Source organism: Gordonia sp. LMA167 (assembly GCF_058130025.1).
The window spans coordinates 4,387,510-4,413,336 of the sequence record NZ_CM176708.1 but is presented as its reverse complement, the minus strand read 5'-3'; the positions used below and the strand labels follow the sequence as shown (position 1 = coordinate 4,413,336).

Genomic DNA, 25,827 nt, shown 5'->3' with positions numbered 1-25,827 from the left:
CGCCGGTCACCATTCGTCGAGGTCGACGCCCCCGGGGACGAGGTCTCGTCGGATGAAGCTCTCCGACCCGAACAGCCGGCTGCGCCGGTCGGGATCCATGGCCATCAGTGCCTGCATCGTCTTGCTTCGTCTCATCTCGGTGTGATGTGCCGCCAGCGCGGCTGCCTTGCGGTCTCGCCACGGCCCGACGTCGACCGTGAGATCGATCGCCGATTCGGGCGTGCCGGGCAGGTGGTCGCGGGGGATCTCCTTGAGCACATCCATGCGGACATCGTCGACCATCCAGTCGGCGATGGTCACGAAGTAGATGGACCGGGTCTGCCAGGCGTCACCCTGCGATCGGTAGAGGCGGGGACTTGCTGCGGCGTCGGCGGCGACCGCGGCCAGTCGGTGCGCGTGGATGTGGTCCGGGTGGCCGTAGATTCCCATCGCGTCGTAGGTGATGATCGCGTCCGGACGCAACGAGCGGATATGGCCGACCATGGTTCGTACCAAATCGTCGAAGGGAACCGCACAGAATCGCTCGGCGTCCGGCGCCGAGTCCGGCACACGTTCGTCGGCATAGCCCAGCATGATCGGTGGCCGCGGCAGACCCAGCTCACGGACGGCGTCGATGAGCTCGGTGTGCCGGTCGGTGCCCTCGGCCCAGGTGCACATGATCAGGTCGGCGTCGCCGCCACGGTCGGTGTGGCGGGCCAGGACACCACCTGTCCACAGGGTTTCGTCGTCGGGGTGCGCGTGCACGAACAGCAGACGAGGAGCGGACATTCACCTGTCTTCCGATGGTGGCGTCGGGGCGGGGTGGCCGTTGCGACCGATCCGCCTCCGCGTACCGGGTGCTGGGCTGACCCACTTCAGAGTAGCCAATGTGCGGGCCGGTATTATCCGGCTCCGTCAGTGGCGCGCCCAGTGGAGGTCGATCATGAGTGGTCAAACAGAGGTTCGCGAGTTCCAGGCCGAGACCCGGCAGTTGCTGGATCTCATGGTGCACTCGGTGTACTCGAACAAGGACAGTTTCCTTCGGGAGCTGATCTCCAACTCGTCCGATGCCCTGGACAAGCTCCGGCTGGAGTCACTTCAGGACAAAGATCTCGATGTCGACGCATCCGATCTGCACATCCAGCTGGAGGCCGACCGCGAGGAGCGCACCCTCACCGTCCGCGACAACGGGATCGGAATGTCGCGTGAGGACGTGATCGGCCTGATCGGGACACTCGCCCGCTCCGGCACGGCCGAGCTGCGCCGCAAACTCGCCGAGGTCAAGGACGCCGCGGCGTCCGAGGAACTGATCGGACAGTTCGGCATCGGCTTCTACTCGACCTTCATGGTCGCCGACCGGGTCACGCTGGTGACCCGTCGGGCCGGCGACGAACTCGGCACGCGATGGGAATCGACCGGCGACGGCACCTACACGATCGACGAGGTCGCCGACGCCGCACAGGGCACCTCGGTGACATTGGCACTCAAACCCGAGGATGCCGAGGACCACCTCTACGACTACACCGACCCGACCAAGCTGCGTCAGTTGGTCAAGCGGTACTCCGACTTCATCGCGTGGCCCATCCGCATGGATGTCGAGAAGCCCGTGACGCCGTCCGACGACGCCGACGACACCGACGGCGACACTCCGAAGATCGAGATCGTCACCGAGACGATCAACTCGCAGAAGGCGCTGTGGGCGAAATCGGCCGACGAGGTCTCGAAGGACGAGTACCACGAGTTCTACCGTCACGTCAGCCACGCGTGGGATGAGCCCCTCGAGGTCATCACGGTGAAGGCAGAGGGCACCTTCGAATACCAGGCCCTGCTGTTCATCCCGACGCAGGCGCCGTTCGACCTCTTCATGCGCGAGCGCGCGTCCGGGGTTCAGCTCTACGTCAAGCGGGTGTTCATCATGGACGACTGCGAAGAGCTGATCCCCGAATACCTGCGCTTTGTGAAGGGTGTCGTCGATGCCGCCGATCTGTCGCTGAATGTCTCGCGGGAGATCCTGCAGCAAGACCGGCAGATCCGCGCCATCCGACGTCGACTCACCAAGCGGGTGATCTCGACGGTGGGTGAGATGCGCAGCTCGCGGCCAGATGATTACAACACCTTCTGGGAGAATTTCGGTCGGGTCTGGAAGGAAGGCCTGATCAACGATTTCGACAATCGGGACGCAGTGCTGAAGGCATCGTCGTTCGCGTCGACCGATTCGGCCGACGGCCTCACCACCCTCGCCGACTATGTCGGACGCATGCACACCGGCCAGGAGACGATCTACTACATGACGGGGGAGACCCGCCAGCAGATCGAGAACTCGCCACACATCGAGGCGTTCCGGGCAAAGGGCATCGAGGTGTTGCTGCTCACCGACCCGGTCGACGAGATGTGGGTCACCTCCGGTATCGAGTTCGACGGCAAGTCGTTCACCTCCATCGCCAAGGGCGCCGTCGATCTCGACGATCTGGATGGCGATTCCGCCGACGACTCCGACGCCGAGAAGACCAAGGCGGACAAGGAGAAGCAGTCCGAGGAGTTCTCGGGACTCCTCACCTGGCTGGCCGAGGCACTGGCGGAGGAGGTCAGCGAGGCGCGACTGTCGTCGAGGCTCACCGAGTCGGCGGCCTGTCTGGTCGGCGATACCTTCTCGATGTCGCCGCAGCTGGAAAAGCTGTATCGCGCATCGGGACAAGAACTGCCGAAGAGCAAGCGTGCGCTCGAACTCAATGCCGACCATCCGTTGGTCGTCGGGCTCAAGAAGGCGTTCGGCTCCTCCGACGACCACACGTCTCTGATCCCGACCGCGAAGCTCATCTACGGCATGGCGGTGATCGCTGAAGGCGGAGAGCTCGGCGACCCGGCCGAATTCGCCAAGCTGTTGTCGTCCACGTTGACCGCCTCGCTCGACGCGACCGACTGACCGCAGACCAAGGGGTCCGCTCGGCCTCAGGCCGAGTGGATCTGCGCGGCCAGTGGATGATCGGGCGGCACGTCGAGCAGCAGCGCGACGCCGTCGAGCGGTTCTCCATACGGTTCGGCGACGGTCACGTCTGGGTGTGCCCTGCCGACGAGCTCGATGAACCGTGTGCGGATCTGGTCATTCGCGGTCAGGACGTTGCCCATCCAACTGACGCGAGTGGGCTCGCCGGCGCGGTGCCCGCTGCGGCTCAGTGCCGCGTCCACCGATGCAGCCAGTTCCGCGGCGGCGCGGTTGTTGATGTCGACGGCGACCGGGTCGCCTGTCCGTGCGAGCTCGCCGACGACGCGGGCGAAACCGGCGGTACGTGCCACCCGCCCGGGGTCACCTTGCAACACCATGTAGAGCTCGGGCAGCGGTCCGAACGCATCCGCCGCAGCGTCCTCGAGTCCGGTTGCCCTGCCGCGTCCGTCGAAGGCACGTAGCGCGGCGTCGAGTCCCGCCCGGCCGATCCAGTAGGCGCTGCCGGCGTCACCGACGAGGTGGCCCCACCCGTCGACCCGGGCGGTTCCGCCCGGGCCGACCCCCAAGGTGACAACTCCGGTCCCGACCGCGATCACGGCACCGAGCTCGAGGCCGTTGGCGGCCAGATAGGCGGAGACCGAATCGTGTGCCAGGGCAACCCTGTCGATTCCGAGATCGGCGACGGCGGTGCGCAATTCGGCCGGCCGCGTCGCCTCCGGGGTCAGTCCGGACACCCCGGCGGCGAGTTCATCCACCAAGATACCGAGTTCCTCTGCCAAATCTGTTGCAGCTGACGCGATCTGGCCCACGACCGGCCGATCCGTGTGAACCGGGCCGGCCTCGTGATCGCCATTCGACGACGGCCCGACGAGACGAAGCCGGGTGGCGGTCTGACCGCCGTCGACGAGAAGGCGTTGCGGCCCGGGCATCCGACCTCCTGCGCTCCTCATGGCCGGCGCGGTCGCCGACATCCGCAAGTCAACCTACTCTTCGGGTGCGGCGTCGGCGGCGGTTGCCGAGCCCGGATGAGCGTCCCCGCAGCTGATCCTTGAGGTGGTGGGGAGCGTTGGTGGGCTGCCATCTTGATCCCTGGACGGTAACCCTCCGGTCCCCGAGGAGGTTCGGAGCGTTAGCTCGGCGACGGTCACCCTCCGGTCCCTGAGGAGGTTCGGAGCGTTAGCTCGGCGACGGTCACCCTCCGGTCCCTGAGGAGGTCCGGAGCGCTAGCGGAGGACCGTCACGAAGGGCCCTTCGTGACGCTTCGCTCGTTCCTCGCGAGGCTCCTCAGGGGGCGGTGGTGACGGTTCGCTCGTTCCTCGCGAGGCTCCTCTGCGCGTGTTTGAGAACTCGGCCATCCATCGCCCGCCCCCTGAGGAACGAGGCGCTAGCCGAGTGTCACGAAGGGCCCTTCGTGACGCTTCGCTCGTTCCTCGCGAGGCTCCTCAGGGAGCGGTGGTGACGGTTCGCTCGTTCCTCGCGAGGCTCCTCTGCGCGTGTTTGAGAACTCGGCCATCCATCGCCCGCCCCCTGAGGAACGAGGCGCTAGCCGAGTGTCACGAAGGGCCCTTCGTGACGCTTCGCTCGTTCCTCGCGAGGCTCCTCAGGGAGCGGTGGTGACGGTTCGCTCGTTCCTCGCGAGGCTCCTCAGGGGCGGTGGTGACGGTTCGCTCGTTCCTCGCGAGGCTCCTCAGGGAGCGGGTGGGTAGGGCCTTGACCCCTGAGTTCTCAATCACATTCCTCTCGAGGATGCTCAGCTAGCGGTGGGACGCGCTGCGTCGGCGACGGTCAGGGCCAGCAGGTCGACGTCGTTGGCACGAAACACCGGCTCCAGTGGGACGTCGTGTGCGTGCGCCGCTTGCACGAGTAGATGCGCCCATGCCTGGTCGGCGTCGCTGACGCCATCGCTGCCGGGTCGCGTGATGAGGCAGGCGGCCGACGTCGCCGGGATCGACTCGAACACTTCGCCGAACCGCGTGATCAGTATGTCGGCAAGGAACGCGTCGGGTGACGGAGGCAATGGGAGTTGATTGAGGACCTTCATGAGTCGGCGGTCGGCACCGATGAATGTGAACCACAGCAACGACTCGGAGAAGCCGAGCGGACCCATGAGTGCACGCCAGCGCTGGCGGAGATCGCCGACGGAACCGATGGTCTCCTGCGCGGTGGCGATGTCGGGAATGGCGGTGTTGTCGATTGTCATGGGCTGATCATCGCCCGCATATTCATGACCTCGAAAAGTCTGTCCACAGCTCGTCGACCCTGTGGACTGTGTGGGTGCGCGTGTGACGCGATGAGGTATCCCACGCGAACTGTCACACTGGACTGATGGGCGCGCTCACACCATTGGCGATCAAGATCGGTTCCATCAGCTGGATGCCGAAACTCTTGCCGCAGATCGTCGTCTGCGACAACGCGTTGCACAAGCTGACCGGGGACCGCTACGGCCTGCTCGACATCGCAGGACTGCCGAACATCGAGCTCAAGGTGGCCGGACGCAAGAGCGGGGTCGTGCGCTCCACCCGGCTGCTCGCGGTGCCCGGGAACGACGGCGCCTGGTTGATCGCGGGGTCTTACTTCGGCGGCCCCGACATGCCGCAATGGGTGTACAACATCCGGGCGGCCCAGAGCGTCGAGGTGGGACATCACGGGCAGTCGACGACCATGGGCTGGCGTGAGCTCGACGGGGCGGAGTACTCGCAGGCCTGGACGCGAATGGTCGCCGTGTGGCCGAACTTCGACTTATATGTGGCCCGTACTCCACGCCACATCCCCGTCTTCGTGCTGGAGCCGATCGCGGTGGCGTGATCGGCTCCAGCAGAAACGGACTCAGGCGCCGCGAAACTCCGGCGGACGCTTCTCGAACACCGCCGTGACGGCCTCGGTGAGGTCTTCGCTCGGGAGGAACGCCGAGTTCCACGCGGCCACATATCGCAGGCTGTCGTCGACCGCGGGACGTCGCCCGTGGTCGAGCACAGCTTTGACGCCGTGCACCACCAGCGGCGGATTCGCGGCGATCTCGGCGGCGGTTGCTCGCGCGGTCTCGAGCGCCGACTTCTGGTCGGGCAGCACATCGTTGACCAAGCCGATCCGGGCCGCGCGCTCGGCGTCGATGTCCTTACCCGTCAGCGCGAGCTCGCGCAGGTGGCCATCACCGATGATGGCAGGCAGTCGCGCGAAGCTGCCTACATCGGCCACCATCGCGACCCGGACCTCGCGGACACTGAACTTGGCATCCGCGCTCGCGTAGCGGATGTCGGCGGCGCTGATCAAGTCGACGCCACCGCCGATGCACCAGCCGGAGATCGAGGCGACAACCGGCTTCCGGCAGTCGGCAACCGCGGTGATCGCGGCCTGCATCCGGCGGATGGTGTCGTGGAACTCGGTCCGTGGACGTGCCTTCGCGCCCTCGGCGAGGACCGGCGCGAGATCACCGCCCATGGCCGCGAGGTCCAGGCCATAGGAGAAGTTCGCTCCCGAGCCGGTCAGCACGACCGCACGGACGTCGTCCTCTCGGTCGAGATGGGCGAAGATCTCCGGCAGCTCCCGCCAGAAATCGGGACCCATCGCGTTGCCCTTGCCGGGCCCGGTGATCGTGACCTCGGCGATGTAGTCCGAGATGGAGACCTCGAATGCTGTCCACTGTTGATCGCTCATGGTGCTGAGGCTACCGGGCGCGATGACCGGTCAGATCGTCAGTTGGCAGGCCTGCCCGACGTCGAGGACACGAAGCGCTCGGCCCTGGCCCAGCCACAGGGCACACGACAGAGTCAGATCGACGATGAGTTCATCGGACAGCGCGGCGCGGCAGCGCCGCCAGAAGCCCTCGTCCTCCCGCAGACCGATGTGATCGGTGGCGAACCGGTGAGCGAACTCCGCCGCGATCCGTTCAACGTCGGAATACCCGGGCCAGGCGGCCCATTCGTCGACGTGGCGATAGAAGTCCTCATCGATCCCCGTCTCGGTCGACCGGGTGTGCCGGCAGACCTCGCATTCGTTGTGGCCGGCGATGACCATCCGGGCCAGTTCGCGCGTGCGGACCTCGAGTCGATTCTTCGTGTAGACGGCATCGGCATAGGCGCCGAGCGACGCGCCCAGTTGGGGCGACAGGCCGAACCAACTGATGATGTCGTCGTCTGCGTAGTCGCCGATCCGTGCCATCATCCGAGCCTAGCAAAACGAGAACAGGTTCTCATTCGGTGTCTGACCTGGGGTCGGTCGGGTTGGCGGATGTCCATCGTCGGATAGCGTGTTCTGCGAACTGTTCGAAACATGCGATGCGGCACGAGGTGGCACAGTGAGCGAGTACATCACCGAGGACATTTCCCCGGACGAGTTGACGCGGCAGATCGAGGTCGCGAGATCGCTCGGTGACAGCGTTCGGGATCTGGTGGCAGCGACGGTGATCACCGATGTCGGTGCGGACGACGTCCGCGAGGCGCAACGTCACATCGCGGCCGCGGCCGAGATCCTGGGGCGAGAGCAGATCGACGCATCCTTCGGGATACGTTTCAATTCCGATGGACGGCAAAGAAATTGGGGCAACGCGGTGGAGGGGATCCGGAACCCGCTCGCACCGCCGGTCGAATTCGAATACGAGGACGATCACGTGTGGTCGGAGGTGTTCCTGGGCCCGCAGTACGAGGGTCCGCCCGGCCTGGTGCACGGCGGGGTCATCGCGTTGATCCTCGATCAGGTGCTCGGTCAGGCGGCCGTGCACGCCGGTGCCCCCGGCATGACCGGAACCCTGTCGATTCGCTATCGGCAGGGCACGCGCCTCGGGCCGGTCACCGTCAAGGGTTGGCACGATCGCACCGAACGGCGTAAGTCCTTTGCGAAAGGGGAGATATCGACGGCTGACGGGGTCTGCGCCGAAGCGGAGGGGATCTTCATCCTGCCGAAGTGGGCGCAGGAACTCGATGCCGACCACCGGTTCGGCATCGGCGACGCCTGAGAATCCGGAATCACGATCGCTGCACGGCCGTTTGGCCGTGACGTGTCAGGAGTTTGCCGAACGTGGCCCCACCACGCGATAGCGGGCGCACACGAAGGCACGGTTGCGGTCGACGTCGAGGAGTTCCAGGTCGAACGGCCGGGGGAACAGCGGGCGTCCCGCGCCGAGCGTGACGGGCGCGACGTTGACGATGATCTCGTCGAGCATTCCTGCCTCGGCGAACTGCGCGGCGAGATCGCCGCCGCCCACCACCCAGATGTCTTTGCCTCCCGCAGCCTCCACGAGCGCCGCCCGATGCGTCTCCGGAGTACCGGCGACGACACGGATCGAGTCGGCCACCGGCGTCACGTCGCGATGGGTGAACACAAAACTCGGCATTTCGTAGGGCCAGGGTTTGCCGTCGCTGACCTCGTGGTCGAGCAGCCACTGGTAGGTGGTGGCGCCCATCGCCATGCACCCGATGTCGGCGATGAAATCCTGATAGTTCATGGCACCGTCCTCGTCGATGGGCTGGATGAACAGCCAATCGAGTGAATCGTGCTCATTTGCGAGGTAGCCGTCGAGTGTGGTTGCCGTGTAATACAAGCCACGCGGTGTCGAGGTGGTCATGCGAAACCTCCGGATTGATGTCGATGCCACATGATGGGGTCGGGATCGAGTGTGGCGACATCGATCCCGGCGTCAGTCAGCATCCAGCGTGCGATCTGCCGACGATGGGCGGAGAACGTCAGCACGTGGGCCCAGATCTGCGACAGCAGAAAGGATTCCGGCGGATCACAGATCGCGTCGATGATCCGGTCCGACCACGCGTCCCGGCGATCGATGTCCCGCGTCAACGCCAGCCAGCGCGGCGCGATCTCGGCGTGTGACTCGATCAGTGACCGGACGTCGTGGGGACCGTCGAGGCCCGGTTCGTCGTCACCCTCGATACTGGCCAGCCAGGGCAGTTTGTCGACGACGAGGTGGTGGAGGACTTCGGCGACCGACTCTTCTGTACCGTTCCAGGCGAGTGGTCGATGACCGGGTAGCCGGATCGCGTGAAAGGCGTCGCGATCGATGTCCTTGGCCGCGTCCAGTAATGCGGACACGTCGTCGAGGTCATGACGCACCATCAGTGCGAGAACGTCGCCGGCGGACTCCTCGGAGGTCGTTCCCGCGTCGACGTAGAGGACCGTGGGCGAATGGAAGTGGATGCCGTTGGGAGCGGGCAACCAGTGCCCACGGTGTGTACGCGGGCCGATTCGGCTCGGCGGGTGTCCGAACGCGCGGGCGAAGGCCCGCGCGAAGCCTTCGACGGATTCGTACCCAGAGTCGAACGCGGTGTCGGTCACCGACTCTCCGCGTTGCAATGACCACGCGGCGCGTTCGAGCAGGACCCGCCGGCGAAGTGCGACCGGCGATTCGCCGACGTTGCGCGAGAACTGCCGACTGAAATGAAACGCCGACACATGGGCGCCGGCCGCCATGGCGTCGAGCGTGGAGTGCTCGTCGGCGAGCACGGTGTCGAGTAACTCGCGGATGCGATCGCGTCCGGCTTCGGTCATGAACCCAGTATCCGCCGTGGGGCAACCGGTCCGCCCGACCGTTCTTGCTCCCTTCGCGGCGCGGCCGGGACTGACGCCGACCCGGTGTGGGCTCCCGTGGAAGTGGGTCAGGTGTACAGATCTGAGAAAATGTCTACTGATTCGTTGACACTGATCGCTGACCGTGTCTCTAATGTTCACGTGATCTACGACACAATCATCCGGAATGGTCTGTGGTTCGACGGTACCGGGACCCCGGCCGCAGTCCGCAACATCGGCATCCGGGACGGCGTCGTCGCCACCGTCTCCGCCGACCCGCTCGACGAGCGCGGATGCGGCGAGGTCATCGATGCGACAGGGTTGTGGGTACTGCCCGGCATGATCGACATCCACACCCACTACGACGTGGAGGTGCTTGCTCAGCCCGGACTCGCGGAATCGCTGCGTCATGGTGTGACCACCGTGTTCGTCGGCTCGTGTTCGCTGTCGACCATCCACGTCGACCCGACCGAGGCCGGTGATCTGTTCGGGCGCGTGGAGGCGATCCCGCGTGAACACGTGATCGAGACCGTTGATCGGCACAAGACGTGGTCCACGCCCGCCGACTACGTCGACGCACTCGAGAGCCGTGAGCTCGGACCGAATGTCGTGGCGTTCATCGGCCATTCCGACATGCGCACGGCCGCCATGGGTCTGGAGCGCGCGACCCGGAAAGAGTTGCGGCCCAGCATGTCCGAACAGGAGCAGATGGAACGGTGGCTGTCCGAGGCGCTGGACGCCGGGTTCGTCGGGATGTCGTCACAACAGCTGCTCTTCGACAAACTCGACGGCGACACCTGCCGGTCGCGCACCCTCCCGTCGACCTATGCCGGACCGAAGGAACTGCGACGACTCAAGTCACTGCTGCGTCGGACCGGTCGTATCCTGCAGGCGGGTCCGGACATCAGCAACCCCACCAATGTGGTGTCGCAGGCTCTCACGTCGGTCGGCATCGGGCGCAGGAAGCTCAAGACGAGCTTGTTGTCCGCCGCCGACATCAAGGCGAATCCGCACGCGATCAGAATCATGGGACCGCTTGCCGGACTGGTCAACAGGCTCGGCGGCGACTTCCGCTGGCAGCATCTGCCGGTCCCGTTCGAGGTGTACGCCGACGGCATCGACCTGGTCATCTTCGAGGAGTTCGGGTCCGGGGCCGCGGCGCTGCATCTGAAGGATGAGCTCGAGCGCAACGAACTCTTGCGCGACAAGGCGTACCGCCGGCGGTTCCGCAAAGACTATGAGTCGAAGTTCGGCACGCGGGTCTGGCACCGCGACTTCTTCGACGCCGAGATCGTCAAGTGCCCGGACGAGTCGGTGGTCGGTAAGTCCTTCGGCCAGGTTGGCCTCGACCGCGGCGGTCTGCATGCGGTCGACGCCTTCCTCGACCTCGTTCTCGAGCACGGCACAGAGATCCGCTGGCGCACCACGATATCCAATCACCGGCCCGAGGTGCTCAGGGCGATGGCGCGTGAGCCGGGAATCCAATTCGGGTTCTCCGATGCCGGGGCACATCTGCGAAACATGGCCTTCTACAACTTCGGCCTTCGCCTGCTACGGCACGTGTATGCGGCCGAGCAGGCCGGTGACCCGTTCCTGAGCGTCGCCGAGGCCGTCCATCGCATGACCGGTGAACTGGCGGACTGGTACGGCATCGACGCCGGACATCTACGCCCGGGCGATCGTGCCGACCTGATGGTCGTGGACCCGTGCCGGCTCGATGATTCCCTCGACGCATACGCGGAGGCACCCGTGGCCGCCTTCGGTGGCATGTCGCGGATGGTGAACCGCAACGACGACACTGTCGTCGCGGTTTTCGTGAGTGGACACAAGGTCGTCGATCACGGAGTCACCACGCCGACGGTCGGCGCCGTTCGCACCGGTCAGTTCCTTCGGTTCGGCCGGCCGGGCCGCCCAGTCGCTGTCGTTGCCCGCCCGTCTGCTTCGGTGGACCTGGTCGACGCGGGGTCCGCGAATGAGTGAACAAGCCGCGACCGACTCGGTCCTGGGTCTGTGGAGAGCTCTGTCGGAGCGTGATTGGGATGCGATGACGCCCTTTCTGGCCGACGACTGTATCTATCTCGACATGCCCTACGGCCCGACGCTGGCCGCTCGAGGCCCGGTCGACATCGTCAAGCGCATCAAGGTGGCATTCGAGCAGCTCGCGAGCTACACCAACCACGACGGGTTGCTCGTCGCCAACGGTGACGAGGTCATCTACGAGCATTCCGAGACGTGGGAATGGCCCAGCGGTGAGGTCGCCGAGTTGCCGTTCGTGACGGTACATCGAGTCCGAGACGGCAAAGTCACGCTGTGGAAGGACTATTGGGACTCGGCCACGCTGCTCAACAGCGCGCCCGCAACGTGGATGGAGAGTCTCGCGTCGGCCGACACGAGTTGGGTCTTCGACGCCACCGGCATGATCTGACGCGGACGTGGTCGACGATCAGTCGCGGTTGAGGCGCGGGAGCAGTGCCTCGGTCTTTGCATCCGTCCAACCCGGTGGTTGCAGAATCCGTGACCATGCGTACGGGATCGCCGACATGTAATCGTGCCCATGTCCATCGGGCACGTTCACCGCCACCGCCATGTCGGCGGACACCTGCAGGAATGTCACGAAGGGAATCCAACGCGTCGACGACAGCACATCACGACCACGCGGTTCGCTCAGCCAATCGGGCTTGTTCAGGATGAGGGCCGGATTCCACCACGTGATCGGGTCGCTCGCATGCTGCAGGTAGACGATGCGTGATGCCTGCCAGTTCGCGTCGGCTCCGGGCAGGTCGGTCTGGTCGGCGATGAAGCGCACCTGTTTGCCGTTGTCGTAGACCGGCAACACTTCCGGAGTGCCCGCATCACGATCGTTCGTCGTGTCGTTCCAGAGCGTGTTGTTGAACGTCGGCCCACTGAACAGGGCGCCGTCGGTGCGCGCCGCGATGGTCGGGATGCTGCCGAAGGCGGCTTCGCCGGCAAAGGAACCCAGACTCTCGCCGAACACCACCACCTTGGGCCGCTGAGCCTCTGGGAGCGCACGGACCCTCTCGGACACTGCCTCGAACAGGGCGCGACCTGCCTGCCGGGCACGTTCTTTGTCGACGAGGAACGACAGCCAGCTCGGCAGATATGAATACTGCATGCTGATCGTGGCGGTGTCGCCGTTGTACATGTACTCCAGCGAATCGACGGTGGCCTTGTTGACCCAGCCGCTCCCGGTCGACGACCCGACGGCGACCACGGCACGCTGTAGACCGCCGGTCCGGACCAGTTCGTCCGCGGCGAGCTCGGCGGCCTCGCGGATGTTGTCGGCGGACTCGAGGCCGGCGTACACCCGGATCGGTTCGGAGGCCGGGGCGCCGTTGAATTGGGTGAGGGCGCCGACATCCGGACCTCGGGAGACGAACACACGGCCCTCGCGGCCCAACGACGCCCAGGAGACCAGCGAGCCGGGGCCGCCGGATCGTAGCGAGGATGTCGGCGGGGAGTTGTCGGGTTTTGTTTCCTCGTTCGCCGCAGCGAAGCTGGAGTTGAGCCACTGCATCGAGTACTTGGCCACCACACCGTTGAGGATGAACACCGTCAGTACGATGACCAGGCCGGCGCCGATGAGCGCCGAGACACGTGGTGGAGCAATGCGGTTGAGTCCGCGAACGGCCCATCGCACCTCGAACGCGAACAGCCGGCCGAGCGCGACCAAGAGCAGGAACACCAGCACCGCGAGGACGGCTATCCACGGATACGCGGTCCAACTGAGCCGCTCGACGCCCATCAGGTCACGGATATCGTCCTGCCATTGCGAAAACCACACCAGCATGAGGATCGTGCCGATGAGCGCGATGACTGCCAGGACAATCCAGGCGATCCGTGATGCGCGCGGCCAGGGTTCATCTCGCGAGATGAGGTAGCGCACCAGCCAGGAGATGAATACGCCGAGAAGGTAGCCGACGGCGGCCGACGCCCCGCTGACGACGCCCTGGAAGAACGCACCCCGCGGTAGCAGGGACGGGGTCATCGAGAACCACAGGAACGCCAGTGCGACGAGCGAACCGCTGAAGGCGTAGCGGTCGAGATGTCGCCGCCACCAGCCTCGGTGGGCCCGTCGGTCTGGCTGTGACTCTGCCGCAGTCGTGCTCGCGGTCGTCGCAGTCGTATTTGCCGCCGTCGCGGTCGAACCCGATCCCGACGCGCTCGACGAAGTGTTGTCGGCCCCGGCGCCGCTGTCGGCGCTGGGGCCGTCGTGACGCGTCGCGCCCTTCGACGTCTGGCTGCCGTGAGCCTCGTCGTCGGAAGAGCCGACGGGCACTCCGTCAGAGGCGCCATCGCCGTCCGTGGCCGATGGACTGCTGCCGTCTGTCACCGCTGCTCCTCAGAGTCGTCGGAGCAGTAACAGTATCAGCGGCCGGCGCCCACCGGCCCGGCCGACGCGCTCACCCGAGTCGGTCGCCGGTGTCGGGGTTGAAGAGGTGTACGGCGCGGTCGGCTTGGTGGAGGTGGACGGTGTCGCCGAGTTTGGCGGGTGCGCGGTGGGGGACGCGGGCGACGAGGGTGACGGGGTCGCCGTCGAGGGTGGTGATGGTGGGGTCGTCGATTTTGGCGTAGAGGTAGCTCTCGCTGCCGAGTTCTTCGAGGAGGACGACGTCGGCGTTGATGCCGTGGTCGCCGATGGCGAGGTGTTCGGGGCGGATGCCGACGATGACCTTGTCGTGGCCGGATTTGCGGAGTAGGGCTTGGGTTTCGTCGTCGAGGTCGACGGTGGAGCCGGCGATGGTGATGGCGTTGTCTGTGATTGGTGCGGTGAACAGGTTCATGGCGGGTGAGCCGATGAAGCCGGCGACGAAGGCGTTGATGGGGCGGTCGTAGAGGTCGGCGGGGGTGGAGAATTGTTGCAGGACGCCGTGGCGCAGGACGGCGACGCGGTCGCCCATGGTCATGGCTTCGACTTGGTCGTGGGTGACGTAGACGGTGGTGGTGCCCAGGCGGCGTTGGAGTGCGGCGATTTGGGTGCGGGTTTGTACGCGCAGTTTGGCGTCGAGGTTGGACAGGGGTTCGTCCATGCAGAACACTTGGGGTTCGCGGACGATGGCGCGGCCCATGGCGACGCGTTGGCGTTGGCCGCCGGAGAGTTTGGCGGGTTTGCGGTCGAGGTAGTCGGTGAGGTCGAGTAGGCGGGCGGCTTCGGCGACTTTCTGTTTGCGTTCCTCGGTGGGGATGCCGCGCATTTTCAGTGCGAAGCCCATGTTCTCGCCGACGGTTTTGTTGGGGTAGAGGGCGTAGTTCTGGAAGACCATGGCGATGTCGCGGTCTTTGGGGGCGACGCCGACCATGTTGTCGCCGCCGATGCGGATGGCGCCGGAGTCGATTTCTTCGAGGCCGGCGAGCATGCGTAGGGCGGTGGATTTGCCCGAGCCCGAGGGGCCGACGAGGACCACGAATTCGCCGTCTTCGATGTCGAGGCTGAGGCGGTCGACGGCGAGTTTGTCGGCGCCGGGGTAGACGCAGCAGGCGTTGTCGTAGGTGATGGAAGCCATGATGGGTGTCTCCTGAGAGTCGTAAGGGTGGGTCGAAAGGAGAAGGGGGGTTATTTGATGGCGCCGCTCCGGGACGGTGTCGCGGTGTGCGACTGGTCGGGTTATTTGATGGCGCCGCTCCGGGACGGTGTCGCGGTGTGCGACTGGTCGGGTTATTTGATGGCGCCGAAGGACAGGCCGCGGACGAGTTTGTTCTGGGCGATCCAGCCGCAGATGACCACGGGGAGGGCGGCCAGTACGGAGGCGGCCGACAGTTGGGCCCAGTAGAGGCCTTGTCCGGACATGAAGCCGGTGAGGAAGACCGGCATGGTTTGGGCGTTGACGGCGGTCATGTTGACGGCGAAGAAGAACTCGTTCCAGGAGAAGATGACGCAGATCAGTGCGGTGGCGGCGATGCCGGGGGAGACCAGCGGCAGGATCACTTCGCGTACGGAGGTCCACAGGCTGGCGCCGTCGATGCTGGCGGCTTCCAGTAGTTCGCCGGGGACTTCGAGGAAGAACGAGCGCATCATCCAGACCGCGATGGGGAGGTTCATGGCGGTGTAGAGGATGACCAGGGTCCAGATGTTGTCGAGCATGCCGATGCGTCCGACGATCACATAGAGCGGGATGATCGCGGCGACGATGGGCAGCATCTTGGTGCTGATGAAGAAGAACAGGGCGTCTTGGGTTTTGCGGACCGGGCGCAGCGAGAGTGCGAACGCTGCCGGTACACCCAGTGCCAGTACCAGGATGGTGGAGACGATGGTGGCGAACAGCGAGTTCAGCAGAGGGGTGCCGATACCGGCGTCGAACACCTCTTTGAACTGTTGCAGTGTCGGGGTGAAGATGAACGTCGGCGGATTGGTGGCGGCGTCGCTTTCCTTCTTGAACGCCGTCAACACCATCCACAACACCGGGAAGAAGAACCCGAGCGCCAGGATCCAGGTGATGACGGTCAGCAACGTACCCCGCGGGTTACGCCGGCGGTGGATCTCCACGTCGCCGATGCGTTCCGATGACCGGTGGGAACCGAGTGTCGTGGTCATCAGGCTGCCTCCTCATTTCCGGTGAAGCTCTTGAAGATCAGGCGCAGGGCGAGCGAGGCGACGACGATGGTACCGATCACCGTGACCACGCCCATGGCCGCGGCCTGTCCGATGTCGAAGCCCAGGAATGCGCGCTGATAGATGTAGAACGGCAGGTTCGAGCTGGATACGCCCGGTCCGCCGGAGGTCATCATGTACACCGCATCGAAGGTGTTGACCAGATAGATGGCGCCCAGGACCGCTCCGAGTTCGATGAAGCGGCGCAGATGCGGCAGCGTCAGCTCACGGAACAGTCGGAAACTCGTGGCACCGTCGACGCGGGCCGCCTCCTGGATGTCATTCGGCATGGACTGCAGGCCGGCCAGGATCAGCAGCATCATGAACGGCGTCCACTGCCAGACCAATTCGGCGATGACGCTCATCAGCGGATACTGGCTGAGCCAGTCGGTGTGAATGCCGAACGGGCTCAACGCCCAGTTGACGAGGCCGTTGGTCGGCGAGAGCAGGCTGGTCTTCCACAACAGCGCCGCGGCCACCGGGGTGACCAGGAACGGTGTGATCAGCAGCGTGCGAACGATCCCGCGGCCGAGGAACTTCCGGTCGAGCAGCAGCGCGAAGATCAGCCCCAGGATCACCGAGGCGATCACCGTCCCGACGATCAGGAAGATGGTGTTCAGCGTCACCCGCCAGAACTGCCCGTCGGTGAAGACCGCGATGTAGTTGTCCAACCCGACGAAGCTGCGAGAGCCCGGCCGGACCAGGTTCCACGACTGCGTCGAATAGAACAGCGTGAAGAGGAACGGGATCTGCGTCACCACGATCATGAAGATCAGGGCGGGTAACAGTGGTCCTCGTCGACGCCAGCCCTCGGCACGCGAGATGTGGTCGCGGCCTGAGCCCAGCGGTTGGTCGGATCGCGGCTGTGGTTGTGCCCCTGGTTGGGCAAGTGTGGTGGCCACGGCTCACCTCTCCTTCTGATAGGTCTTACCGACCGTCTCGGCGTACTTCTGACTTTGCTCGAGCGCCCTGTCGACGCTGATCTGTCCGGCGATGGCCGCCGAGATCTGCTGGCTCACCCGGGTTCCGAGATCCTGGAACTCCGGAATCGCGAGGAACTGGATGCCGGTGTAAGGGACCGGCTTCAGCGTCGGATGGAGTTGGTCTGCGCTTCTCATCGCAGATAGCGTCGCGTCTGCGAACGGTCCCGAGATCGCCTTGTAGGCGGGGAGCTGGTAGGTCGACAACCGGCTTCCGGGCGGGATGTGCGTGGCACCGAGGGTGTCGGCGACATGCTGGATGTAGGCGCGGTTGGTCATCCAGTCGATGAACTTCCACGCATCATCGGGCTTCTTGCTGCTGGTGGGGATGCCGAGCGACCAGGTGTAGAGCCAGCCGTTGTCGGACTTGGCCATGCTCGGAGCGGGAAGATAGCCGACGTCGCCCGCGATCGTCGAGGTGTCCGGGCTCTCGAGCACCGACACTGCCGAGGTTGCGTCATACCACATCGCGGCCTGCCCCTGCGAGAGCAGGTTTCCGCATTCCTGGAAGCCCGACGAGGCGGCGCCGGGCTCGCCGTACTTACGCACGGTGTCCACGTAGAAGTTCACCGCGGCCTTCACCTCGGGGCTGGTCAGCTGCGCGTTCCAGTCCTCGTCATACCAGCGGCCGCCGAAGGCGTTGATGACGGTGTCCAACGGTGCCAGGAGCTCACCCCAGCCGGGCTTGCCGCGTAGGCAGATGCCGGAAACGTTGCCGCGGTTGAGCTTCGCCGCAGCCTCTGCGACCTGCGGCCAGGTCGGTTTGGCCGGCAGGGATACCCCTGCGTCGGCGAACATCTTCTTGTTGTACATCAGGAAGGACGACTCGCCGTAGAACGGAGCCGAATACATCGAGCCCTCGTAGGAGAGTGCCGACTTGAGAGTCGGGATGAAATCGTCTGCCTGGTAAGACGGATCGGCATTCATGTAGGGGCTGAGGTTCACCAGCCACCCGTTCTCTGCCCACATCTGCGTTTCGTAGTTGCTGATCATCACCACGTCGAACTCGCCACCGCCGGTCGCCACCGATGCGGTGATCTTGGCGCGCGCCTCGTTCTCGGAGAGCGTGACGAACTTGAGCTTGATCCCCGGGTTCTGCTCCTCGAACTGGCTGGACAGCTTGACGGCGTCCTGCATCTGAGAATTGGAGACCATTGCGACGGTGATGCTGTCACCGCCCCCACCGAGCAGGGACCCCGCGCCGGAACACGCACTCGTGATCAGCGCCAGGGATGCCGCGATCACCACCGCGAGGATTCGGACCCGCCGGGACGCGTGGCCGAGGTGCCGCGAGGGCATCGGTTGTTCGGCCATCAGAGATCACCTTTCTGTTGAGCGACAAGCCATTGCGCGGTCTCGAGGTCCGTGACGAGGATCGTCACGTACCCGCCGCGCAAGGCGCCGAGGATGGATTCCCGGCGGTGTTCTCCACCGGAGATGAGGATCGATGTGGGACAGGCTCGCACCGAGTCGAGCGGGACCGACACAGTGCGGTCGACCAGTGTCGACGCCACGGCCGAGCCGTGGGCGTCATAGAATCGCCCACCGATCTCGCCGACCGCTCCGAGTTCCATCAGCTCGTCGAGGACGATCGCATCGATGAAAGCGCCCTGGAAGAGGGTGGTCGAGGTGGAGACGGAACCCACTCCGAACAGCATCACATTCGCCGACCGTGCCGCTGACAACGACTGCGAGAGAATGGAATCCCGTTGCAGCGCGGTGACCGTGTCGGGATCCGCGTACAGCGGGGCGACCAGGCGCATCGGCTGGGCGTGCAGTCGGTCGGAGAACCGGGCGAGCGCATGGTCGACGCCGGTGTGGTACTCGACCGAGGTCATCGAGCCGTCCATCTGAACCACCTGACGGCAGGAGGAGCTCGACGGCATCGAGTCGGCGACGGCCACCTGTTCGGGACCCCAGGTGAATCCGAGCACATCGGTCGGCTGGACGCGTCGGGTCAGTACCGACGCGCCTGCGCGGCCCAGCGCGGCGTTTCCGGAGGCGCTGCCGTCCGCGGTTTCATCGATCACGAGCACCTCGTCGAGGCCGAAGGTCTGTTCGACCTCGCGTTCGACATCGGTGTGGATGGACGCACTGAGGTGACTCGGCGCGGTCACTGTCACCTGCACCAAACCCTGCGCCCGGGCCCGTCCGATCAGACGACCGGCCGTCGGGCGGGACACGCCCAGGCGGGTGGCGATCTCGGCCTGGGTGAGTCCCTCGAGGTGATACATGGTGGCGGCCCGAACGAGCAACCGCAGGTCATGCCCGGTATCGGGGGTGGTCTTTGCTGGAGTCGTCATCAAGCCGCCTCGAAATGTGGTGTGAACATTTGCTCACTAGCCGGACTATTGCTCAATACGCTAACATCGCAGATGTGACGCACGCAACAGTCAAATCGCAGAGTGAGTTACCGATCAGCATGCGGGCCAGTGTCCTGTACCCGGACGGTCGGATGACGGTCGAGGATCGGCCGATACCGGCCCCCGGGCCGGGGGAGGTCCTCATCCAGGTGAGTGCGGTGGGGGTGTGCGGATCAGACGCGCACTATCTCCGGCACGGACGAATCGGCGACCACGTGGTGACCGGTCCATTGGTGCTCGGACATGAGGCCGCCGGAACGATCGTCGGTGTGGGTAGCGGCATCGCGAGCGACCGGATCGGGGAGCGGGTTTCGATCGAACCCCAGATGCCGGACCCGTCGAGCGCCGAGTCGCGCCGTGGCCTCTACAACCTGTGCCCGCACATGCGGTTCTATGCGACGCCGCCGGTTGACGGTGCACTGTGTGAGTTCGTCACCATCGGCGCCACTTTCGCCCACCCGGTTCCCGACGCTGTCAGTGACGAGGCCGCAGCGTTGTGTGAACCGTTGTCGGTGGGCATCGCGTCGATACGCAAAGCCCAGATCGGGATGGGGGATTCGTTGCTCATCGCGGGCGCCGGCCCGATCGGACTCATGTGCGCTCAGGTCGCGCGCGCCGCAGGGGCCACCAGGATCATCGTCAGTGAGCCGGACCCGATCCGTCGCGAGAAGATCCTCGGATTCGGCGCAACCGATGCGATCGAACCCGGCGTGGCCGCCGACGCCATTGCGCCCATCGACGCTTTCATCGATGCCAGTGGTGTCGAGGCCGCGGTCGTCGCCGGTATCCGGTCATTGCGTCCGGCGGGGCGCGCAGTGCTCGTCGGAATGGGATCCGACTCGATGACTTTGCCCGTCACCGTGATCCAGAACCGAGAAATCGTGCTGACCGGTGTCTTCCGGTACGCAAACACCTGGCCGAGCGCGCTGTCGCTGATCACGTCGGGCCATGTTGATCTCGATGCCATGGTCACCGGCAGGTTCGGCCTCGACGATGCTCGAGCTGCACTCGACGCCGACCGAGAACCCGGCAGCATCAAGGCCGTCGTCTATCCGGCGATGACCCATCATCGATCGTCGGCCAAGACGGCCGCCGCGACGACCCGAGGAAGTGACGCATGACCGAATCTGTTGGTTTGAGCCAGGCTTCGTTGTCGCAGATCAGCGACCTCTCGCTGCCGACCTACGACCGTGCCGCGATGTCCACCGGTGTGGTGCACTTCGGCGTCGGGGGGTTTCACCGCGCTCACCAGGCGATGTACCTCGACCGCCTGCTCACCTCGGGCGGTCGGGACGCGATGGACTGGGGCATATGCGGGGTCGGTGTCCGTCCGGCCGATGCGGCCATGCGCGATGCGCTGACACCACAGGACGGGCTCTACACGCTGACGCTCAAACATCCGGACGGAAAGGTCGAGACCTCGGTCATCGGGTCGATCCACGACTATCTCTATGCGCCCGATGATCCGGAAAGAGTGATCGAGAAGCTGGCTGCGCCGGACACGCGGATCGTGTCGCTCACGGTGACCGAAGGCGGCTACAACTTCTCGCCGTCGACCGGTGAGTTCGACGCCGAGAACCCGGACATCGTCGCCGATCTCGCCGCTGGTGCGGTTCCCGGCACTGTGTTCGGGTTGGTAACCGAGGCGCTGCGTCGTCGGCGCGACCGCGGCGTCCCGTCGTTCACCGTGATGTCCTGCGACAACATCCAGGGCAACGGTCACATGGCGCAGTCGACCTTTCTGGCGTTCGCACGGCTCAAAGACAGTGAACTCGCGGAATGGATCTCCGAACACACCGAGTTCCCCAACTCGATGGTCGACCGCATCACACCCGCGACCCCGCGCGAATTGCGCGACGAGGTGGCTCAGCGTACCGGGGTCGACGACCGCTGGCCGGTGGTTGCTGAACCCTTCACCCAATGGGTTCTCGAGGACAAGTTCTCGATGGGGCGACCTCGCCTGGAAGACGTCGGTGTGCAGGTCGTCGAGGACGTCACCCCCTATGAGTTGATGAAGCTCAGGCTGCTGAACGCCAGTCACCAGGCACTGTGCTACTTCGGGTATCTGATGGGGTATCGATATGTGCACGATGCGACGGCTGACCCGCTGATCGCGACCCTGCTGCGGCGCTACATGAACTCCGAAGGACGCCCGACACTGGCCGAGGTCCCGGGCGTCGACCTCGACGACTACACCGAGACACTGATCTCGCGGTTCGGGAATCCGGCCATCGCGGACACGATCGCTCGGCTGTGCCAGGATTCGTCGGACCGAATCCCCAAGTGGCTGGTGCCGGTCATTCGCGAAAACCTTGCGGCCGACGGGGAGGTCACGTTGGCCGCGGCCGTCGTGGCGAGTTGGACCCGCTACGCCGAAGGGGTGGACGAGAATGGCGACGCCATCGCCGTGGCGGACCCACTCTCCGACCGGCTCGTGCCGTTGGCCCGTGAATCACGTATGCAGACACTCGCATTCGTCTCGGATCGCGCGTTGTTCGGCGACCTGGCCGATGACGCCCGATTCACCAAACCGTACCTGGCTGCGTTGGAATCACTGCGCCGCAACGGTGCACGAGCAACGCTGGAGGAGCTGCTCGCATGACCCTCGTCGCAGGAGTCGACTCGTCCACCCAATCGTGCAAGGTCGTCGTCTGTGACGCCGACACCGGCGAGGTGGTGAGATTCGGCAAGGCTCCACATCCACCCGGCACCGAGGTGGACCCCGAGTACTGGTGGTCGGCGCTGCAGCAGGCCGTAAGCGCAGCAGGTGGCCTCGACGACGTCGCCGCCATCTCGGTGGCGGGACAGCAGCACGGATTGATCTGCCTCGACGAGGACGGCGTCGTTGTTCGAAACGCGTTGTTGTGGAACGATACCCGGTCGGCACCCGCAGCCGCGGCATTGGTCGACGAACTGGGTGGGCCCGACGAATGGGCGAAGCGGGTCGGTGTGGTTCCGGTCGCCTCGATCACCGCTTCGAAGCTTCGGTGGATGGCACAGGCCGAACCTGAATTGGCGGATGACACCGCCGCGATCTGCCTACCGCACGACTGGTTGACCTGGCGGCTGCGTGGAGCCCCGGGTATCGACGCACTCGTCACCGATCGCAGCGACGCATCGGGGACCGGTTACTTCTCGGCCGCCGACGGCGAATATCGCGACGAACTGCTGGAGTTGGCCTTCGGCGGGCGCCGACCGCGTCTGCCCGATGTCCTCAAGCCGTCGGAGCGGGCGGGTGTCGACGGATCGGGCTGCGTTGTCGGGCCGGGCACCGGGGACAACGCGGCAGCAGCTCTCGGACTGTCCGCCGGGTCAGGAGATTGCGTTGTGTCGCTGGGGACCTCAGGTGTGGTGAGTGCGGTCACGGACGTGCCGTCCCACGACGGCAGCGGCCTCGTGGCCGGGTTCGCCGACGCGACCGGGCGACAGCTGCCGCTGGTGTGCACGCTCAACGGTGCACCGGTGCTTGCGGACACCGCCCGGCTGTTGGGCGTCGACCTCGAGGAGTTCGGTCGACTCGCATCGGCCGCGCCGCCCGGTGCGGAGGGTTTGGTGATGGTGCCGTACTTCTCCGGTGAACGGTCGCCGAACCTGCCGGACGCGACCGCTTCGCTCGTCGGGATCACCGGAGACAACTGGAGCCCCACCAACGTCGCCCGGGCAGCGGTCGAAGGTCTGCTGTGTTCGCTGGTCTACTGTATGGATCTGATCGGCGAGCAGGGCATTGGAATCGAACGAATCCTGTTGGTAGGCGGGGGAAGCCGCTCGGCAGCGGTGCTCGCGGTCGCACCTCGACTGTTCGGCCGACCTGTGTCGGTCCCGGCGGCAGGCGAATACGTGGCGCTGGGGGCCGCCCGCCAGGCGGCGTGGGTGTTGTCCGGTGAATTGCCGGCGTGGGAGGTAACAGCCGATCGCCGCGACGCCGACGACCACGACACTGCTGTCTACGAACGGTATCGCCAGGCCGCGCACCTGACCCTGCGTCGGTGAACAGGCCCACTTTCCTGCCGTCCCTGCTGGAGGTTGGTGCAATACGACGCTGTGCCGGATCCGACGGGCTGGCGGGGCCGGGCCGCCGGGTGCAGGTGAGCCTTGCTCACAGGTTGCGATGTCCGCCAGTACGGACCGCACACAGCGCGGTACCCAAGGCCTGGACTGTTCGTGCTCACCGGTGTCCTCCGCTCCGTACGTCCAGCGCCCGCGAGGAATCGGTGCCGGCCGATGTCGCGTGCGCGTAGCGCCGCCGCGCGATCCGCTTGCTCCCGTTCAGCGCGTCGTTGAACCGGTCGAGGGCCCAGGCCGCTCGGACGCCGAGCCGCCCCATGATCAGGCCGACCGCGCGGCCGAACCGCGGCTGGTCGGCCCACACCGTGCGCAGGTCCTCCGGCATCGTTCCCGTCGCGATCCGATCGGCTATGAGAGCGCCGATGTACGGCGCTTGTGCCAGGCCGTGGCCGTTGCACGCGAGTGAGTAGTAGATGTTGCCTCCGGTCGTTCCAGCCACGGGCAACCAACTCGACGTGATGCCGATCCAGCCGCCCCATGCCCGGGCGACGGAGATGTCCGCGAGCGGTGGGAATCGTCGGGCGAAGGCCCCCGCCAGTTCGGCCACGACGGCCGGATCCGGGGTACGTTCCGGGAGAGGGTATTCGACGGCGCGCTCGATCTTGCGCACCCCGAAAACGATCGTGTTGCGCGCGGTGAGGCGGTAGTTCTCCATGATGTTGTGCTGCGTGACGAGCCCCGATCGGCTCGTCCAGCCGAGCGCGGCGAGCCGCTCCGGGTCGATCGGCTCGGTCTCGGCCTCGGTGACCCACATGGGCGAGGACAGCCTCTTCGGGGTGATGTCCCACTCGCCCGCGTAGGCGTTCGTGGCGAGGACGACGGTGCCGGCCTGGACGACGCCGCGCGGGGTGGTGACGCGCACCCCGGCGCCGTCGCGAACGATGTCGGTCACCTTCGACTGCTCGAAGACCCGAACCGGCGAACCGAGCACCGCCGTACGTAGGCCGCGGAGGAATCTCCCCGGGTTCATGATGCCGCCGTGGACCTCCCGCATACCGCCGAGGAAGCCGTGGGGGATCCCCAACTCACGGGCGTTCCCTTCGTGGACCTCGGCGCCGGCCCTGCGGAGGATCTTCGCGATCCGCCGCGTCCGGCCCAGCTGGCCACGGGACACCGCAGCGAAGACGTTGCCGGTGGCCTCGTAGTCGCACTCGATCCCGCGTGTCGCGATGAGGTCCTCCACGTGCGCCGCCGCGTTCTCGGTGAGGCGGATGATCGCCGGCATCCGCTTGCGGTACAGCAGATCCAGGAGTTGGATGTCGCCGCCCGGCGCGCTGGCCAGCTGGCCAGCATTGCGCGAGCCGGCACCGTGCCCACAGAACGCGGCTTCGAGCAGGATCGTGTCCACGCCGTGCTCCGCGAGCCGCAGGGCCGTCGCCATCCCGGCGAGCCCACCGCCGATCACGGCGACGGAACACGTCAGGTTCTCCGTCAGCGGAGGACGTACATCGGCGGGCGGATCGATCCAGCCCGAGAATTCGGTGTAGGCCGTGTTCGTCGTGGCGCTCATGCCTTCTCAGCCCCCTGGACCACCGCCGTGCCGACGCTGCGCGCACCGTCGGCGGCGCGGTTGTGCGCGTCGAAAACGACGTATGAGCGGTAGATCACGAGCATGGCCAGGCCCCAGGTGAACAGCGCGAGGATGTAGAACAGCGTGTGGTTGGCGTCGTCACCCGGGATGTGCCAGAAGTCGTAGATAGAGGCGACCACCACATTGAGCGCCGTGGCGATCCACACCCAGACCGCGTGAGAGTGCTCGCCGAGCGCCCACAGCCGCTGTCCGTAGTACACGAGGAAGGCACTGACGCCGAGCGCCATCACGAGGAAGAAGACCTTACCGGGCGTGCCGATCTCGGTAGCGAACTGCGACAGGAGGAATCCGAGCACCGCTGCCAGGGCGAAGACGCCGACCTCGACGGCCTTCGTGGGCTTGTACCGGTGCGTGACCATGAGCAGGCCGAGCACCAGGATCACGGTGAAACCGATCGACCGGGAGAACGCGTCGAGGAAGAAAGCGACGTGGTACATCGACGAGTCGGTGCCGGCCTTCGTGACGCCGTAGACGAGGAAGTTCGTGCCCGACGTTCCCATGATGATCCACTCGAGGCCGATCAGCCAGTTCGAATACTTCCTGATGAATGTGATGCCGCAGATGAATCCGATGGCGATCATCCAGATGTCCGCTGCAGCGAAGAGCAAGTCGCGCATGGTGCCGTTTCCTCTGTGAGATGTGATCCGTGTCTCGTGACGCTTCTCACGGTGCCGCGAAGAGCGCTCGCTGCGCTACGGCGAGGTGCAACATCCTCGGCTGACCTTCGCAACACCTTGCACCAGGTGGTGCGATCGCCGTCGACCGGACACGACGAGCGTGTGCAC

23 protein-coding genes are annotated in these 25,827 nt (G+C 65.5%); 8 read left to right on the top strand and 15 right to left on the bottom strand.

The features are described from left to right. Nucleotides 1–6: 6 nt before the first annotated feature. Entirely contained in the window at nucleotides 7–768 is a 762-nt protein-coding gene (locus ACVT6V_RS20120; RefSeq protein WP_489895856.1) for a PIG-L family deacetylase, read from the bottom strand. A 154-nt stretch (nucleotides 769–922) separates the two neighbouring features. On the opposite strand from ACVT6V_RS20120, the gene htpG reads away from it, so the two are divergent. Then, nucleotides 923–2,902, top strand: a complete 1,980-nt coding sequence (htpG, locus tag ACVT6V_RS20115; protein ID WP_489895854.1) for a molecular chaperone HtpG — start codon at nucleotides 923–925, stop codon at nucleotides 2,900–2,902. 26 nt (nucleotides 2,903–2,928) lie between these two features. Here the strand turns inward: htpG and ACVT6V_RS20110 are convergent, their stop codons facing one another. Continuing rightward, complete coding sequence (locus ACVT6V_RS20110; protein ID WP_489895852.1) at nucleotides 2,929–3,852, bottom strand: N-acetylglucosamine kinase; 924 nt, start codon at nucleotides 3,850–3,852, stop codon at nucleotides 2,929–2,931. An 821-nt stretch (nucleotides 3,853–4,673) separates the two neighbouring features. Beyond that, entirely contained in the window at nucleotides 4,674–5,123 is a 450-nt protein-coding gene (locus ACVT6V_RS20105) for a hypothetical protein (protein ID WP_489895850.1), read from the bottom strand. Nucleotides 5,124–5,248: 125 nt separating this feature from the next. On the opposite strand from ACVT6V_RS20105, the gene ACVT6V_RS20100 reads away from it, so the two are divergent. Next, nucleotides 5,249–5,728: a nitroreductase family deazaflavin-dependent oxidoreductase gene (locus tag ACVT6V_RS20100; RefSeq protein WP_489895848.1), complete on the top strand. Its 480-nt coding sequence runs from the start codon at nucleotides 5,249–5,251 to the stop codon at nucleotides 5,726–5,728. Nucleotides 5,729–5,749: 21 nt separating this feature from the next. Here ACVT6V_RS20100 and ACVT6V_RS20095 read toward each other — a convergent pair whose 3' ends face one another. Both ACVT6V_RS20095 and ACVT6V_RS20090 read right to left on the bottom strand, forming a co-directional pair. Then, nucleotides 5,750–6,577 carry a crotonase/enoyl-CoA hydratase family protein gene (locus ACVT6V_RS20095; protein ID WP_489895846.1) on the bottom strand — a complete coding sequence of 276 codons (828 nt, stop codon included), beginning with the start codon at nucleotides 6,575–6,577 and terminating at the stop codon, nucleotides 5,750–5,752. Nucleotides 6,578–6,607: 30 nt separating this feature from the next. Next, complete coding sequence (locus ACVT6V_RS20090; RefSeq protein ID WP_489895844.1) at nucleotides 6,608–7,081, bottom strand: carboxymuconolactone decarboxylase family protein; 474 nt, start codon at nucleotides 7,079–7,081, stop codon at nucleotides 6,608–6,610. 136 nt (nucleotides 7,082–7,217) lie between these two features. Here ACVT6V_RS20090 and ACVT6V_RS20085 point away from each other — a divergent pair, with 136 nt between their 5' ends. Continuing rightward, entirely contained in the window at nucleotides 7,218–7,874 is a 657-nt protein-coding gene (locus ACVT6V_RS20085; RefSeq protein ID WP_489895842.1) for a PaaI family thioesterase, read from the top strand. 45 nt (nucleotides 7,875–7,919) lie between these two features. Here the strand turns inward: ACVT6V_RS20085 and ACVT6V_RS20080 are convergent, their stop codons facing one another. Continuing rightward, nucleotides 7,920–8,483 carry a dihydrofolate reductase family protein gene (locus ACVT6V_RS20080; protein WP_489895840.1) on the bottom strand — a complete coding sequence of 188 codons (564 nt, stop codon included), beginning with the start codon at nucleotides 8,481–8,483 and terminating at the stop codon, nucleotides 7,920–7,922. After that, entirely contained in the window at nucleotides 8,480–9,418 is a 939-nt protein-coding gene (locus ACVT6V_RS20075) for a helix-turn-helix domain-containing protein (RefSeq protein ID WP_489895838.1), read from the bottom strand. The genes ACVT6V_RS20080 and ACVT6V_RS20075 overlap by 4 nt, the downstream gene beginning before the upstream one ends. 180 nt (nucleotides 9,419–9,598) lie before the next feature. Between ACVT6V_RS20075 and ACVT6V_RS20070 the strand changes: the two genes are divergently transcribed. Together ACVT6V_RS20070 and ACVT6V_RS20065 are read left to right on the top strand one after the other, a co-directional pair. After that, on the top strand, nucleotides 9,599–11,416 hold the full coding sequence (locus ACVT6V_RS20070) for an N-acyl-D-amino-acid deacylase family protein (RefSeq protein ID WP_489895836.1): 1,818 nt from the start codon (nucleotides 9,599–9,601) through the stop codon (nucleotides 11,414–11,416). Then, nucleotides 11,409–11,861, top strand: coding sequence for a nuclear transport factor 2 family protein (locus tag ACVT6V_RS20065; protein ID WP_489895834.1), 453 nt, complete (start codon nucleotides 11,409–11,411; stop codon nucleotides 11,859–11,861). The genes ACVT6V_RS20070 and ACVT6V_RS20065 overlap by 8 nt, the downstream gene beginning before the upstream one ends. Nucleotides 11,862–11,879: 18 nt before the next feature. On the opposite strand, the gene ACVT6V_RS20060 is transcribed toward ACVT6V_RS20065, so the two are convergent. The 6 genes from ACVT6V_RS20060 to ACVT6V_RS20035 all read right to left on the bottom strand — a co-directional run bounded on the left by ACVT6V_RS20060 (nucleotide 11,880) and on the right by ACVT6V_RS20035 (nucleotide 19,326). Further along, nucleotides 11,880–13,787 (bottom strand): alpha/beta hydrolase, encoded by a 1,908-nt coding sequence (locus tag ACVT6V_RS20060; RefSeq protein ID WP_489895832.1) that lies wholly within the window; start codon nucleotides 13,785–13,787, stop codon nucleotides 11,880–11,882. 70 nt (nucleotides 13,788–13,857) lie between these two features. Then, nucleotides 13,858–14,958: an ABC transporter ATP-binding protein gene (locus tag ACVT6V_RS20055; protein WP_489895830.1), complete on the bottom strand. Its 1,101-nt coding sequence runs from the start codon at nucleotides 14,956–14,958 to the stop codon at nucleotides 13,858–13,860. 152 nt (nucleotides 14,959–15,110) lie between these two features. Further along, nucleotides 15,111–15,986, bottom strand: coding sequence for a carbohydrate ABC transporter permease (locus ACVT6V_RS20050; RefSeq protein WP_489895828.1), 876 nt, complete (start codon nucleotides 15,984–15,986; stop codon nucleotides 15,111–15,113). Continuing rightward, complete coding sequence (locus ACVT6V_RS20045; protein ID WP_489895826.1) at nucleotides 15,986–16,945, bottom strand: carbohydrate ABC transporter permease; 960 nt, start codon at nucleotides 16,943–16,945, stop codon at nucleotides 15,986–15,988. Before ACVT6V_RS20045 ends, ACVT6V_RS20050 begins: the two co-directional genes overlap by 1 nt. A gap of 3 nt (nucleotides 16,946–16,948) precedes the next feature. Beyond that, complete coding sequence (locus ACVT6V_RS20040; protein WP_489895824.1) at nucleotides 16,949–18,337, bottom strand: ABC transporter substrate-binding protein; 1,389 nt, start codon at nucleotides 18,335–18,337, stop codon at nucleotides 16,949–16,951. Beyond that, a complete protein-coding gene (locus ACVT6V_RS20035) occupies nucleotides 18,337–19,326 on the bottom strand; it encodes a sugar-binding transcriptional regulator (protein WP_489895822.1) in 990 nt (329 codons plus the stop codon). The genes ACVT6V_RS20040 and ACVT6V_RS20035 overlap by 1 nt, the downstream gene beginning before the upstream one ends. A gap of 119 nt (nucleotides 19,327–19,445) precedes the next feature. Between ACVT6V_RS20035 and ACVT6V_RS20030 the strand changes: the two genes are divergently transcribed. Genes ACVT6V_RS20030 through xylB form a run of 3 tightly spaced genes read left to right on the top strand, consistent with a single transcriptional unit; the run spans nucleotide 19,446 to nucleotide 23,376 of the window. Then, a complete protein-coding gene (locus tag ACVT6V_RS20030; protein WP_489900908.1) occupies nucleotides 19,446–20,507 on the top strand; it encodes an NAD(P)-dependent alcohol dehydrogenase in 1,062 nt (353 codons plus the stop codon). Continuing rightward, nucleotides 20,504–21,988, top strand: a complete 1,485-nt coding sequence (locus ACVT6V_RS20025) for a mannitol dehydrogenase family protein (RefSeq protein ID WP_489895820.1) — start codon at nucleotides 20,504–20,506, stop codon at nucleotides 21,986–21,988. The genes ACVT6V_RS20030 and ACVT6V_RS20025 overlap by 4 nt, the downstream gene beginning before the upstream one ends. Further along, nucleotides 21,985–23,376, top strand: coding sequence for a xylulokinase (xylB, locus tag ACVT6V_RS20020; RefSeq protein ID WP_489895818.1), 1,392 nt, complete (start codon nucleotides 21,985–21,987; stop codon nucleotides 23,374–23,376). The genes ACVT6V_RS20025 and xylB overlap by 4 nt, the downstream gene beginning before the upstream one ends. 175 nt (nucleotides 23,377–23,551) lie before the next feature. Here xylB and ACVT6V_RS20015 read toward each other — a convergent pair whose 3' ends face one another. Together ACVT6V_RS20015 and ACVT6V_RS20010 are read right to left on the bottom strand one after the other, a co-directional pair. Beyond that, complete coding sequence (locus tag ACVT6V_RS20015; RefSeq protein WP_489895816.1) at nucleotides 23,552–24,961, bottom strand: NAD(P)/FAD-dependent oxidoreductase; 1,410 nt, start codon at nucleotides 24,959–24,961, stop codon at nucleotides 23,552–23,554. Next, complete coding sequence (locus tag ACVT6V_RS20010; protein ID WP_489895814.1) at nucleotides 24,958–25,659, bottom strand: transporter; 702 nt, start codon at nucleotides 25,657–25,659, stop codon at nucleotides 24,958–24,960. The genes ACVT6V_RS20015 and ACVT6V_RS20010 overlap by 4 nt, the downstream gene beginning before the upstream one ends. Nucleotides 25,660–25,827 lie beyond the last annotated feature (168 nt).